The sequence below is a fragment of the Paraburkholderia sp. UCT31 genome, assembly GCF_014397655.1.
Classification (GTDB): Bacteria; Pseudomonadota; Gammaproteobacteria; order Burkholderiales; family Burkholderiaceae; genus Paraburkholderia; species Paraburkholderia tuberum.
The window spans coordinates 90,769-103,963 of the sequence record NZ_VZQP01000018.1 but is presented as its reverse complement, the minus strand read 5'-3'; the positions used below and the strand labels follow the sequence as shown (position 1 = coordinate 103,963).

The 13,195-nt window shown below is 60.3% G+C and carries 9 protein-coding genes; 4 read left to right on the top strand and 5 right to left on the bottom strand.

Features of this window, described 5'->3' with window-relative positions; translation table 11 throughout:
* Positions 1-43 precede the first annotated feature (43 nt).
* Both dcm and F6X40_RS17285 read right to left on the bottom strand, forming a co-directional pair.
* On the bottom strand, positions 44-1,135 hold the full coding sequence (gene dcm / locus F6X40_RS17290; protein ID WP_187628663.1) for a DNA (cytosine-5-)-methyltransferase: 1,092 nt from the start codon (positions 1,133-1,135) through the stop codon (positions 44-46).
* Positions 1,136-1,404: 269 nt separating this feature from the next.
* Positions 1,405-2,460, bottom strand: coding sequence for a phosphoadenosine phosphosulfate reductase family protein (locus F6X40_RS17285; RefSeq protein ID WP_262421476.1), 1,056 nt, complete (start codon positions 2,458-2,460; stop codon positions 1,405-1,407).
* Positions 2,461-2,653: 193 nt separating this feature from the next.
* Here F6X40_RS17285 and F6X40_RS17280 point away from each other — a divergent pair, with 193 nt between their 5' ends.
* Together F6X40_RS17280 and F6X40_RS17275 are read left to right on the top strand one after the other, a co-directional pair.
* Positions 2,654-3,412 (top strand): hypothetical protein, encoded by a 759-nt coding sequence (locus F6X40_RS17280; protein WP_187628662.1) that lies wholly within the window; start codon positions 2,654-2,656, stop codon positions 3,410-3,412.
* Positions 3,413-3,665: 253 nt separating this feature from the next.
* On the top strand, positions 3,666-4,403 hold the full coding sequence (locus tag F6X40_RS17275) for a hypothetical protein (RefSeq protein ID WP_187628661.1): 738 nt from the start codon (positions 3,666-3,668) through the stop codon (positions 4,401-4,403).
* A 183-nt stretch (positions 4,404-4,586) separates the two neighbouring features.
* On the opposite strand, the gene F6X40_RS17270 is transcribed toward F6X40_RS17275, so the two are convergent.
* On the bottom strand, positions 4,587-6,365 hold the full coding sequence (locus tag F6X40_RS17270; protein WP_187628660.1) for an RDD family protein: 1,779 nt from the start codon (positions 6,363-6,365) through the stop codon (positions 4,587-4,589).
* A 685-nt stretch (positions 6,366-7,050) separates the two neighbouring features.
* A complete protein-coding gene (locus F6X40_RS17265) occupies positions 7,051-7,368 on the bottom strand; it encodes a hypothetical protein (protein WP_187628659.1) in 318 nt (105 codons plus the stop codon).
* Between the two features lie 2,783 nt (positions 7,369-10,151).
* Between F6X40_RS17265 and F6X40_RS17260 the strand changes: the two genes are divergently transcribed.
* Positions 10,152-11,045: a hypothetical protein gene (locus F6X40_RS17260; protein ID WP_187628658.1), complete on the top strand. Its 894-nt coding sequence runs from the start codon at positions 10,152-10,154 to the stop codon at positions 11,043-11,045.
* Between the two features lies 1 nt (position 11,046).
* Positions 11,047-12,366: a DNA topoisomerase gene (locus F6X40_RS17255; protein WP_222946101.1), complete on the top strand. Its 1,320-nt coding sequence runs from the start codon at positions 11,047-11,049 to the stop codon at positions 12,364-12,366.
* A gap of 147 nt (positions 12,367-12,513) precedes the next feature.
* On the opposite strand, the gene F6X40_RS17250 is transcribed toward F6X40_RS17255, so the two are convergent.
* Positions 12,514-13,194 carry a helix-turn-helix domain-containing protein gene (locus F6X40_RS17250; RefSeq protein WP_187628657.1) on the bottom strand — a complete coding sequence of 227 codons (681 nt, stop codon included), beginning with the start codon at positions 13,192-13,194 and terminating at the stop codon, positions 12,514-12,516.
* Between the last annotated feature and the right edge of the window lies 1 nt (position 13,195).

The window sequence follows — 13,195 nt, the reverse complement described above, 5'->3', positions numbered from 1 at the left end:
CTGCGAGCGTCCTTCTGCTAACGCGCCGCCCTACCGTCGCGAGTCAGTCCACGTTCGGAATGTCCACCGCGTGGCGTTCAACCTCCTTGCTGCCCTTGAGCACAATGACGGGCTTGTCGTCGGAAGCAGCCTTGCCCGACGCGCGTCCAGTGGCCAGCGCCTTCGTCAGATACGGCAGCATCGCCGAGGCGACGGCCTTCACTGCAGGAACCGAGACTGAATTGCCGAACTGCCGGTAGAGCTGCGTATCTGACACCGGGAGGATGAAGTCATCCCCGAAGCCCATCAGGCGCGAGCACTCGCGAGGCGTGAGGCGTCGCGGAATCTTGCCCGGTCCCTGGTCAATCAAAATCTCGGAGCCGTCCTTGCGATAGCGCGCCGACAGGGTTCGGCAGGTGTCGGCGGCCGTCACCACCGAGCAGCCGAATCCGTTGCCGGCCTTCTGGTGCTTTTCACGGTAGGCCTGCAGGTAGGCCCAGAGCTTGGGTGTCAGCGTGTACTTCGGCGCAACCTCTTCTGGCGTCTGCAGCACCGAGTTCATTCGCGCGCCGCCCGGCGCCGGCCATTCCGACTCGTCGGGCCATTCGAAGCCGACGTCGTCCCGAAAACCCACAATGTAGATGCGCTCGCGATGCTGAGGACTCCAGCGGCGCGCGTCAATCACCTTGTAGCTGATGTGGTAGCCGAGTTCGTTCTCGAGCACGTGCCGGATGACGCGAAACGTGTGCCCCTTGTTGTGAGACACCAGGTTCTTGACGTTCTCCAGCATGAAGGCCGCCGGCCGCTTTTCCTTGATGACTTCAGCGAGGCGAAAGAAAAGCGTGCCCTGCGCATCACATGCGAATCCGTGCACGCGGCCCATTGCATTTTTCTTCGAAACACCCGCGAGCGAGAACGGCTGACACGGGAAACCTCCCACGAGCACGTCATGGTCGGGGATGGTCTCGAGCTTGACCGCCCAGATGTCGCCGGCGATGTCGTCGATGGGCAGGCCATAGTTTGCCGCATAGGTCTGGCGCGCGAACTTGTCCCACTCGGAGGTGAAAACACACGCGCCGCCAATCGATTCGAATGCGCGACGGATACCGCCGATGCCTGCGAACAGGTCGATAAAAGAGAAGTTCTCGCGTGACATGCGCCATCCGGGGAGTGAAACCCTGTCTAGCGAACCGCTTTATCCCTTTTAAAACCCCGCGTTTCCACGGGCACACCTCGACTATCCCGGGGTTTAAACAGCCGGGCTGCATTGGCGATGACCTCCTGCTCCGTAAGCGGGAACTGCAACGCGACGCTCTCGAGCTCCCGCTGAGCAATCAGTCGGCGGATTTTATTTGGAGGTGAGGACAAAGCGCGAAAAATAGGCCCGCGCAGTGCACGGGCCTGGAATGAGAAGCAACCTCTGGATTAGGTGGGACCTGATGTCTCACCAAAGGCGCCTAATGGGAGAACCCACGTGGACGGCTCGATGAGGATAGGGGCCGTAAAATCATTGCCCATCGCGATGTCAAGCCAGTATGGGTCCAGCTCGGGCGCAATACCTTTTGCAGCGGTCGCTTCGACAGTCGCACCACGCTTGATGGTCGTGCCGAAAGCGGTCTCATAGTTGGCAATCCTGCTGAAGTGGCGGGGCATGTAGGTCTTCAGCATTGCCCATTGCTGCGGGCTGCCGAAGATGCAGGCCATACAGGACGTCCGGCTGAGGCCGAGATGGTAGGCAGGATGCGGGTTCACGCCATACTTGCGCATGATGTCCCACACTTGCGCTTCCTTCCAGCTGTGAACTGCACGGAAGACATCCACCCAGCGCTTCACCCTGACGCCGTCCCGGTTATCAGACCGGTGCGGCTCGAAGGCCTTGTAGCGCGCGCGGGCCGTCGACTCTTCAGCTCGTTCTCCTGTCAGCACCAACGTCTTGCCCTGCCTGAACACGGGGTCATTGACGATGTATGCCTCACCAACCCCGATTTTCAGGTAGCTGCTGCACCACCGTACCGACAGGTCAGCCGACACTTGCGGAAATTTCTCCCGGGTGCCGAGTGGCCCCACGCCGCCGATTTGGCGCTTCTCCCCCGACTGGGTGTAGAAGTGCACTGGCGCCGTAGGAGCTTCATGACGTAGCATCTCGCGCTCGAAGCCACCTTCTTTCCAGGAGAACGACATACGCACGCCGAAGGATGCTGCGAACTTGGTGCAGTAGTCCGTGGTAATCGGCCAGTCCATTAGCTCCGAGCCTTCTCGACCATCGACGAGATGGTGATGCAGCTCGATTTTCTCGACAGAAATGCCCTGGTCGAGAAGCCACAGGAAGCAGGCTACCGAGTCTTTGCCACCTGAAAAGAAAACAATGAATCGGTCGTAGTCGTCAAGAGACGGTTCCGATTGCACACCAGGTTGTGCGTCCTGCAAAATTGCAGACTCTTGAGCGGTCATGCCGCAATGAAAAAGGCTTTGCTGCTCCATAGGTTCCTCCGAATTGTCCTTAAGTTCGTTCCTAAAGCCGTATAGGAACCTGACCTACAAGGACGTACGTGACGGATGTCGAATCAGGCGGCGACCTCGACTTTGCAGCTCTCCGCGTCCCGGTTCTGCTGGAACTGAAGGATGAGAAGGACGCGCACGAGTTGCCGGTCTACAGCCTGAGGGCTAGACATTTGTGATTAACCGCGATGCCCACCAGGGGGTCGCGGTTTTCATTTGGGCAAAGAAAAAACAGCGGGAGGACCCGCCGGTTTCAAATCACACATCAGACGCTATCGATGAAGCCCCGCTCGCGGTTACAATGAAAAACTGTCTTCTGAACGTGTTTCTTGTGCCAATGAAATCCGTAGAAACCGAGCCGAATGTCGACGCCCTGCAACTTGCAACGCAATGTCGCGCGTGGGTTAAATCGCGATATAAGGCGACATCGTGCATTGAAAGCGCATTTCTGTTCGAGCGCACAGCACATCACCTGGGCCTGGGCGTCAAACGGGCCGTTTGTCAGGCGACTGCGATGACTCCGTTGCTTGCGCAGGCGGTGGCCGAGGGCCGGGATGCCGAAGCGTTGATGTCAGAGCCCGGCTATTGGGCGGTGGGCGTGGGACTGCCCGAATCGTCCGACGACTTTGTAGGCCGGAAGGAACTGGACAAGAACCGGTTCGTCGGCCATGTCGTGTGCCTGACAGAACGGCATCTGATAGACCCAAGTGTCGACCAGATGAGTCGACCGGCCAAAGGACTGTTTCTCGACAGCCCCCTGATTGCGAGCTACGAGGGAAAAGCCATTGTCGTTGGCTTCGGTCAACGCGGGGCCATAGTGAGATATGTTTTGCACCTTAACGTGGCCCCGCCCGCCCCTCGGACCGACAAAAAACTGGAGCGAGCGGCGCGCAGCCTGGCGCAGGAGTGGCTAAATTCTCCACGAACGGCCTGAACCGTTTGTGAAAGCGTCACAAAAACGCTGACCTTCCTGGGTCGGCGTTTTCTTTGTCAGGCGGCTTCTTGTTGTCCACCACATGCTGTTTTGACACCAGCTCTGTCCACCCGCTCGCGCGCCGCCGAGCCGACCCGACGAGGCCGCTTGTCCCATCCGCTATACGCAGTTGAGGACATTTAACCAATGCGGATAAGCACCGTCACCCTGTAAAGGACTACCGGCGCGCCGCCTTTTCAAAAAGGAGCAATAGATGGAAACGATTTCCCGCAATGTTGAAGACCTGGTCGTGGGCAATCGGGTCGACCTCGAGTCGTGCCCGTTCCTTCAGAACCACCCCACAGCTGACTCGGAATACGCCGTCGTCGCGCATGTGGACCGGGAAACTCCGGACTGCGTGGTCATCGGCTACGAGGGCATTGACCGTGTGGGCTACCCGCTGGGAACGGTGCTCCAGGTGCGCGCACCGAAGGTCGTACCGGACCCCGTTGTCATGGTGCAGCCGGTTGGTGGAAATCCCGATGAGCCGGTGCAGCCGGTGGACTGGCTCATCTCGCAGAACCTCACCGACCGATGGGGCGAGCTGAACTACCACAACGCTGCCAACAAGCCGCTGGAGGAGCTTGAGGACGATGAAGCGCTGTTCGAGCGCCTGCGTGCCCAGATGTGGGACGAGCTCACTTTCATCGTGCGCAAGAACGGCCAGTTCGGCGTTCTGTTCGAGGCGGAATACTGCTCGAAGGAAAGCGAAGAAGGAGAGTCATCCGGCGACTCGGAGTTCGACCGCAACCTCAAGCCGCACGAGGAAGTCGTCAAAGCTCTGCTGAAGGGGATGAAGCCGCTCGCGGACCAGTTCCCGGGCGTGCTGTTCGCGGTTCCGGACAAAGAAGTCATCATCAACGACCGACCGGCGGCCTGGGCTTTCGTCGCTGACGGCCTGCTCACCGAGACCCAACGCGAAGCCCTCGGCCGGGCGCTGCTCTCACTCTAAGCAGCATAAGCCTTTACTTCTCGCCCCCGCGCAGCACTGCTGCCGGGGGCTTTTCACGCTCATTTTGCAGGTTGGCCGCTTCACCGCGCCGCCAGCCCGATGAGCGCTCAGGAGGGGCTTTTCACCACGGCGATTCATGATTCTTCCCGACCCGCGCGCCGCCTGCTCAACCTCACGCCCAACCTACGGCGTCGTCGTACTCAACACCGCGTGAAAGAAGTTTTCCGCGTCTTTTTCAGCTCGCGGAAACGCCGCCTCTGCCGAATAGCTGACACGCCAGAAACCGCCGTTTCCTCTAAAGAGCCAGAACCGCACGAATTCCGGGGTGGCGTGGTAGACAAGACCCGCGTCGCCCGTCGCTTCACCCTCCCACACCCGCCTGCCGCTTTCGACGACCTCATGGCTGTTGACCAGGAGCGGGTAAATCGGGTCACCGGCCGCGTGCATCGCTTGCGCGTAGGCTTGCAGCGACTCTGAGCTGGTGCCCTCGTCCGGGAAATAGCGGACACCGACCTGCTCCTCCCCGCCGGAGCAGGGTCCGGCCGAACTCGCGCAATGCAGGGAGCCAAAGGCCCATGGGTTTTGTTTATCCGGCAAGAAGGGATTGCGGTGCCAACGCGCGTCGAGCCTGACCGCTTGGCCGGAAACGGGGTTCAGCCACGTAAGCGCGCTGCCATTCGGACCTTCAGCCGGGTCAGGTTCCTGGTCGCGTCGGGTAGAGTTCAATACAGCGGTGAAGAAATCATGCGAGTCTTTTTCGTTCTGCGGGGTCGCTACGTCAGCCGCATACGTGACCCGCCAGTAACCTCCGCTTCCCTTGAAGGCCCAGATGCGGGCGTATGTTCGGAGGTGAGTAACGCCCCGGGTATCGACATAGGGGTTCAGAGCCCGGTTCTGCAGGTCTAGGGAGCCTACCCCTTGGCCCTCCCAGACATCCCTGCCGCTTTCAACAATTCTCTGAATGCTCACTACAGGGCCATCCGACTGATGAAGACGTACCACCTGTCCGTTCGTCATCAAGTCATAGACGGGGGCGGAGTCGACGCTCACCACTTCGTCGCCGCCGGCACTCACGAATACCCAGGAGTCGTAGCTGCCTTCGAGCGACCGGTTCTCACTCCAGCGGGCGTCGAACTGGGCCGGCAGTCCTGAGATTGGATTTTTCCATGTGACTGCCTGCGCGCTCTGCGCCGTTGCCACTGGCGGCGCTATGGGCGTCGGTACCGCGACGGCCACTGGCGGCGCGGGCATAGCCACGGGTTGGTCGCCCGTGAGCGTAGTCTGGGGCGGTGTAATCGGTTGGGAATTCTCGCTTTCCAGATTACCGGCCGGCTGCGCAAGAAGCAGTCGTTCTAGCGACTTTGCCGCTTCTTGACCTTCCATTCGCGAAATGACGGTCATCAGCAAGCCCAGCACGATAAACACGCCCACCCGCCACGCCTGCCGGCGGGTCCCAACTACCCTGTAGCCTCCTTCCCTGTCCCAGCGGGTGGCTCCGGTTTGCTTAAGGGAGTGGCCGCTCGCGCCGAGCGCCACCATCGACACAAGCGGCAACCCAAACCCGAAGCCCGGCGCCCACATCGCAAAGTTTCGTTTCATGTACTGAGCCGGCGACAGCCGCTCATCCGCAGTAGTGCGCACCGACAGACTGAGCAGCGCTTTACCCGGCGTGTTGCCAAACCAGCGATAAACAAGGGCGTCGAAGCACAGGTTCACGGGCAGCGACACGAGGACGAAGACTGCGGTAACGATGAGGACGGTAGCAACGAGCTGCGAGTCGACCGCAGCGGCGAAGACCGGCACGCACAGGCCGAGGACGTAGGCGAGCGGGTACCCCACCAGGAACGACCAGAGGGTGAGGTCGAACATGCGCGCGTAAAAGCGGGTCATCGCAGAAGGGTTGGTAGCTTCTGTTTCCACTGCACTTTTTGGCGTAGATTCCGAGGCCTCGCCGGTGTCCATGCGTCGAGCTCGAAGTGCAGAAAGGACCCAGCCGGCGCCCCATGTGAGAACTAGCGGCAGCACACCCCATTCGACGAATGTGGGTCCGGACAGGTGGCCGCCCGGGGCCGCCAAGAGATAGACGAGGCAGCACCACAACAGCGACATCACAACCGCCACGCGTATCCACCACAACGACATTTTTGGCATCACCCGGCCCCGTTTTCGTTCTATTTGTGGGCATAGTAGCGCCCTGCGCGCGGGATTCAGTGTGCGTTACGACGCGTTTCAGCGGGGGCGCCACCGGGTTTCACTGGTAGCCGATTGGACCGGTGGACTGCTGGGTTCGGGGACGCCGGGACAGAGCAATGGCCGGGTCATTACGGGACCGCAGCCGGATTCAGCCTGGACAGCCCGGAGCTTTTGCTCCGCTGCGGCCGCGTTTCTCTTTTCGGACAAAAAAAACCGCCATCTTTGCAGATAGCGGGACAGAAAAATCGATTCCGTATAGGTCGCTTTGGACGCTACCCACGGGCGGTCGTGACGGCAACTGCCCTGTTGCATTGGGTTCGGCTGGCGTGCTGATTGGCCCACTCCGTGAGCCTCTGTTAGCCACGCTGTCGCCTCGCCGGCGCAACGTCAGTGCGACCGGAATCAGAGCAAAACCGGGGCGGTCCGTGCCGCCGACCGCTGCCCGGCTCGTGCGTCAGTTGAGGACTCGACCCACATGCTCACGGTACAGCCGTGAGAATTCCTCGGCCTCTTCGGGGGTGAGTCCGGCCACGTCGACGAGCCGCCTGAAATTCGACTCGAGGTCCGCGTATGCGCCCAGAAAGGCGTTCGCGCCGATATCGTCCCCCTCGCGGGCCAGCACATATCCGTCGCTGGTGATGGAGACTTCGGCGATGGCCGGGCTGGTAAATTCTTCATTCAGTATGAAACCTACGAGCGCGGCCATCTTGCTGCTCATCTGCTGGAAGCGCTGCGGATTCAATTTGGCTTTCAAGGAATCTTGCACATTCATTTTTTAACTGGTCCTCTTCAAAAAACAATCCCTTTGGCGGCTGGCTGCTCGCCCCCGAAAGTGCGGCCCCCACCATAGCACTTTCCGCCGTGGTCTGGCACCGTTCGCGCGCCGTTACGACCGTCGTCCGAGCGTCGACAGCCGCCTGTAACTCTTCCTTCTGGTCGTACAAAACCTCGCGTCCGCAGGCACGACTGAAACCAGATTGTATGGCTCGGGCACGGTATTTGCACATTAACTGTTCCATTAACTGCATTCCATCCACACGCTCAGATGCGAGATTTCGCTGCACTGCCGCAGGAAAGGAATTCGCCGCAATGCTTGTCCTACGGCGTGTTGGCGACTAAAGTTAAAGCATCTTCTCAAGTCTGGCGCGCGATGCGAAAAAGGGGGGAAGATGCGAAACAGAAGGCGACATCGCAGTCGAACAGTTTCGAGGCCGGGGCATGCCCGGAGCTGCCCAGTAGTTAGAGCCACAACCACTCTCGAGCAAATGTGCCTCGCGGCATATGAAGCGCTCGAGGATGCGCCAATCGACTACACGGTCGACGACGCAGAGACCCGAAATTCGCTTACGGAAATTTACTTTCTGCCCCTCCCCGAGGCCGATTCTTTCAACTGAGGGAGGGTTCCGGCCCGCTCCTGGCAGGCGGGCCGAAAGTCGATTCGTCATTGGTCATGGATTGCCAGCGGCCCGGCGATGAGATGCGGGCGCACGTGCCTTTCGGCCACCGGCGCACGCGACATGCGCGATGGGGCAGGTCGTGGGCAGCCCGAATTTCACGCCAGCCGATAGAGAGCGCGATGCTCTCCCGGCGGCAAATCTGCCCTCGAAAAAGCCGGCTCCGCCGCTCCCGTGATTTGATGTCGGGTTCTCCTCAGCGTCTACCGCGAAGCGCTACCCGGCCACGCGCGCACCACCGAAAATCACCAAAAAACCACGCGCCGAAATTCACACCCCATTGGCAAAGCTGCCTTCAAGGAACTACCCCGCGCAACTAAAAGCGAGGGAGCCAAAGTCACCCGCGCACGAACACCCCACGCGGCAAAGCCTCGCCACCGACAGACCTCCGCATAGCATTCCTTCTCCCGAACCAGGGGAGAACAGTACAGCGTGCACAAGGGGGGCGGCCGCCGGAAAAGGAGTTCCGTAGAAGCCCTACGATAGGCACTCGCGGTCACCTTCGCAGGCACGTTCCGAAGCGCCCCCCTTCGCTCGAATGCGCGCCGCGCAGCCCTATGTTTCATCGACCGGAGGGTTCGCGTTCACAAGCTCCGCTGCGCTCTCACCCGCATGCCCGGAACATCGGCTAGCCGCGAAACAGATAAGCGCAGGGACAGGAGCCGCACGAGAAAGACCGGAGCACTTCGACGGCCAATCTACCTGTCCTCCGCGAACCGGTGCGTTCAGCCAGGCCCCTGTCCACCCCGGCTTGAAACGCCGCAAATTAAGCCTCGCTGCCATCCGCAATCGTCGCGCGAAGCGGTAAAACCGGGCATCCACGGCGGGCGGGAAAACCGGATACCGGCCATCAGACTGAGACCCAATCCCAAAACGGGACGCGATGCGGCCAACGGAAAACCAAGTGCGCGCGCAAGGAGCAGGGGCCTGTCCGGTATCGCAGTTCCGCGTACCCAGTCGCGCAGCCGTTCGAAGCAGTGACGAGCCAGTAGAAGCCGCAACGAGCCGCCCGGGGGCGCGCGTGCAACGGCCCCCTGTGTCCATCGCAGGCACAAACGCGAACATCGCGAAGGGTTGAATGCCGCCGCCATGCAGAGACGGTCTGCACGAGCGCGAAGCGGTAAAGCCGGGCGAACCCCGGGGCAGGGATATCGGGGAAGCCGCGCTCAAGCTAATACCCATTTCCGTCGTTATGCCACCATAGCCAGCAGTACCCCGCCGTTCAGGCGGGGCGAGGCGACAGCCGTATAAGGGAGGGGACCCGTCGGCCGCGAAGCGGTAAAACCGGGACGCCCCAGCGGACCGGCCAACGGGGCACCGCCCCCTCAAACTGAGACCGAAATATCCTCCGCGCCGCGTCAGCAAGGCGCCGTGGAGGAGCGTAGCTCGCCACCCGGTGTACCAACGGCTTCAACACGCCCCGGTGGGGCGGCCTGTGGCGCGCGCCAGCGCGCACAGCTGCAGCCAAATGTGAATCGCATCCGTCGCGTGCCGGCCGCGTCAGCGGTGGTGCCGGGCCGCACACGCGGTCCGGTCGGCGCGCTGCGTACCACCATTCAATCTCCTATCCGCCCTTCCTGTTGCCCCGCGCAGCGGCGGCTCGTGGAGGAGCGCAGCTTGCCACCCCGCTTCCAAACCGCTGTCGTTGCCACGGTAGGTCCCGGTGTTCGCGACGTCCCTGCCTCGTTCGCCCTTGACATCGCCTCACGCGCTCCTCAACGTGTTTGTCGCACTATCCCCCCCGTAAAGCCGCCGAGTTGTCGCCGCGTATCAACCCCTGCCCCGTTCGAGAAAACCGGTGTTTGCCGCAGCGCGAAGCGGTAAAGCCGGGGCCTCGCCGGGGGTTCGGGAAACCGGATTCCAAACGCTCAAGCTAATGTCCCCGGAGGGGCGAGTGCGCAGCAGGAGGGGCAAGGTTTTTCGCCCCGGAAAACGCATGCACCCACCGCCCAGTGGCTATACTCCTTTACAAAGAATTTTCCCGATACTTTACGGATTTTCAAATGAAGCTATACTTGAGGCCTCCGCACGGCCCCTCTTCCACTACCCCCTTACCCTGCCAGGGAAGGGGCTAAGGGAAGAGGGGTACCCTTGAAAACCGATGAAATATAAGCCGAAAAATCCCACAAAGATTGATGGTCGAGTTGTCGCAGAATGGAACGAGGAAAGCGTGCTCCAGATGGTGAGCAGGTTCGGCCACTTGCGGCGTGCAGAGATTGCTGCGTCCGTGTGGCCTTCTTCGAGTCCGGAGAGTGCGAAGAAGATGTGCTCCATCACGGTGCGGCGACTGCTTGCGCGTAGGGAACTGGAGGAGCGGCCCAACGCACTCGGCGGAAAGTCCCTCGTAGTCGCATTGCGCGGCGTACGCAGACTTGCCTTGTCCGGACACGAGTCCGCAGACGGCCGCGACCTCAGTAGTGTTGACGGACCGCAGTTCTATCATCGCGCGTTGGGAACCAACTATCTCATCCAGAAACTGCGCGAGGGCGCGCAAGTGTTCGGAGAATATGCCATTCTCAAACAACGCGCACCGGCGACCCGCGCCGGGTTGAAAGAACGATTCAACAAATTCCCTGACGGCCTTGTGCTTTATCCCGCAAGCAGCCGGGGCTATAACGGCCCGCGTTTTGCCGCAGACTGGATTGAGGTCGAGTCCAATGTAAAGGCAGACGCCGATATCGCAAATATGATGCGCATCGCGCTGCGCCCCGGTGTGTGGCTGGACGCAGCGGAAACTACGGTGATTGACCGCGTCGTGTTCCTCTTCGACGCGCGGCAGCGACATGAGGCCGCCTTCTGTTCGTATCTGCGACGCGAGGTGATGCCAGTTCTCTCGGACTACGGCGATGGCGTGTTGCACAACATCGTGTTCGCTCGCGCACAGATACGAACGCCCCTGATATGGGAAGGCTGCACGGAAGTCACGGCAGCAGAAGTCCTGCTCCGTTCGACAGGTGAAAGCGCCCTACTGAAACAACCAAAGGAAGATGTCTGAAATGACGACTGTGTGGCTAACGGAAAAGCCCTCTCAAGGCGCCGATATTGCGCGCGTGCTCGGAGCGGCAGGAAGAAAAAACGGCTTCATCGAATTGAAGAACGGAGACAAGGTCACGTGGACGATTGGCCACCCGCTTCAAGGCCTCGAGCCGCACGAATACAATCCAGCCTGGAAGCGGTGGGCTTGGAACACACTTCCGATGATTCCTGAGGTGTGGAAAAATGCGGTCGACAAGAAGAAAGCCGGCCAGGTGAAGGTCATCAAGGAACTGCTCAAGGGCGCACAGCGAGTCGTCATCGCAACTGACGCCGGCCGTGAGGGTGAGCTGATTGCTCGCGAGACGCTCGAATATTGCAAATTCAAGGGAAAGATAGAGCGCCTGTGGACGTCCGTCCTTACCGACGCCGGTATCAAGACGGCTCTCGCCAATCTGTTGCCAAACGAGGCTAAGCTTCCGTTGCACGAAGCAGCTTTGGGCCGCCAGCACGCCGACTTCCTCTGGGGCATCAACCTGACGCGTGCCGTAACGCTGGCAGCGAATACTGGCGAGATGTTTTCCGTCGGCCGCGTCCAGACGCCGGTTTTGTATCTGGTGGTGAGGCTCGATAACGAAGTCGAAACATTCAAGGCGCAGACTTTTTATGAGCTCGTTGCGGAGGTCAAAACCGCGAACGGACATCTGCTCAAGCTGAAGCACGCGCCCGGTGAAAAAAGCGAAAACGCGATGCGGACGGAAGCGGAAGCGAAGCGCCGCCTGGAACTCGCAAAAGGCGCCACCGCACCTCTGCGCGTCGAGACCTCCCCCGGCGCTGACGAACCGCCCTATCCCTACTCCATGCCTGCGCTGCAGAAAGATGCAAGCACCGCGTTCGGATTCAGTGCGGCAGAAACCCTCGCGGTGGCGCAGCGTCTGTACAACGATTTGAAAGTCATCAGCTACCCACGAACAGACAGCCAGCATCTGGACCCAACCCTTATTCCAGGCATTCCTGCCGTTCTGCGAGGCCTCACCAAAATGTTCCCCGACGCCGCGTCAATTGTCATGGCAAAAGGGCCACAGTATCGGAAGAAGGTTTTTGATGAGTCACAGCTCACAGACCACCACGCAATCGTTCCCACGGACAACGTGCAAGCATTGTCAGGAAAGGACCTGCAGCTCTATACGCTCATCGTTGAGCGCTTCCTGCAGGTTCTGGCGCCGACTGCCGAATACGACACAACCAAGGTATCGATGAACGCAAACTCCGTGCTGTTTTCGACGTCCGGGCGCGTCTACCGAGGCGATAGCTGGCGCAATATCAAGCTGCTCTCCCGATAACGCTCCGGGCGACTCGGGCGCTTTGTCGTCAGCACATAGAAAAACCCCTAAGCCGAAGCTTAGGGGTTTTTAGAATCAAGACATGGTCTACTGCCTGATTACGGGTAGGTGGTGCCAGTGGGTCCTGCATCGGGGCTAGACATCCTTTCACGCTTCCAACGGCTCTTTTCCCGTCAGCTGTTGCAGACGGTTAGCTTTTTCGCGCTCCGCTTTCGCAAGCAGCGCGAGGTGCTGCTCGATGAATACTTCCATCTGCCGCGTCAGCTCTTCGGGGTCCTCGTACCCGGGAAGCAACTTTGTGTTGGTGGCTGCCTCGTACAAAAACACCACAAATAGTTGCATTTGGGGCGACAGGTCAGGCAGCTCAGGTGGAACCAGCGGACCATACTTCTCGTCCTTTTGAATCCACTTGATTGCCTTCGGCACGCAGCGCAACGCTTCGTGCGGGTCCGCATACATGTCCAACGGCGACATGCGACGGCTCGCTACCTGTACCGTGATGCGAGGAACACCCAAATACGCGGCGCACGCCGTGACAAACTCGTCCTGGATGTGCACCGTTTTGCGCGCGCCACCTCGCAGCTGCGAGATGTAACCGCCCGTGTATCCGAGCGCTTCGCACATCTCGGCTTGGCTATGTCCGAGTTCAGCAGCTTTGGCTGACAACATAGCCAACAGCACGCCACCGGGTTTTTTCATATCTTCTTGCCACAGCCCCCCCGTCCACCCGAGACATCGCGCCGGCACAGGTGCTTCACGCTTTGCACCCGCTTCGGCGCCGCCTCCGGCTCCGGCTCCTACAACGTTGCTGTCCTTGTTACCTTTCATT

Coding starts and splice junctions, on each gene's coding strand:
- dcm (WP_187628663.1), bottom strand. CDS start 1,135: ATGTCACGCGAGAACTTCTCTTTTATCGACCTGTTCGCAGGCATCGGC.
- F6X40_RS17285 (WP_262421476.1), bottom strand. CDS start 2,460: ATGGAGCAGCAAAGCCTTTTTCATTGCGGCATGACCGCTCAAGAGTCT.
- F6X40_RS17275 (WP_187628661.1), top strand. CDS start 3,666: ATGGAAACGATTTCCCGCAATGTTGAAGACCTGGTCGTGGGCAATCGG.
- F6X40_RS17270 (WP_187628660.1), bottom strand. CDS start 6,365: ATGGACACCGGCGAGGCCTCGGAATCTACGCCAAAAAGTGCAGTGGAA.
- F6X40_RS17265 (WP_187628659.1), bottom strand. CDS start 7,368: ATGAATGTGCAAGATTCCTTGAAAGCCAAATTGAATCCGCAGCGCTTC.
- F6X40_RS17260 (WP_187628658.1), top strand. CDS start 10,152: ATGAAATATAAGCCGAAAAATCCCACAAAGATTGATGGTCGAGTTGTC.
- F6X40_RS17255 (WP_222946101.1), top strand. CDS start 11,047: ATGACGACTGTGTGGCTAACGGAAAAGCCCTCTCAAGGCGCCGATATT.
- F6X40_RS17250 (WP_187628657.1), bottom strand. CDS start 13,194: ATGAAAGGTAACAAGGACAGCAACGTTGTAGGAGCCGGAGCCGGAGGC.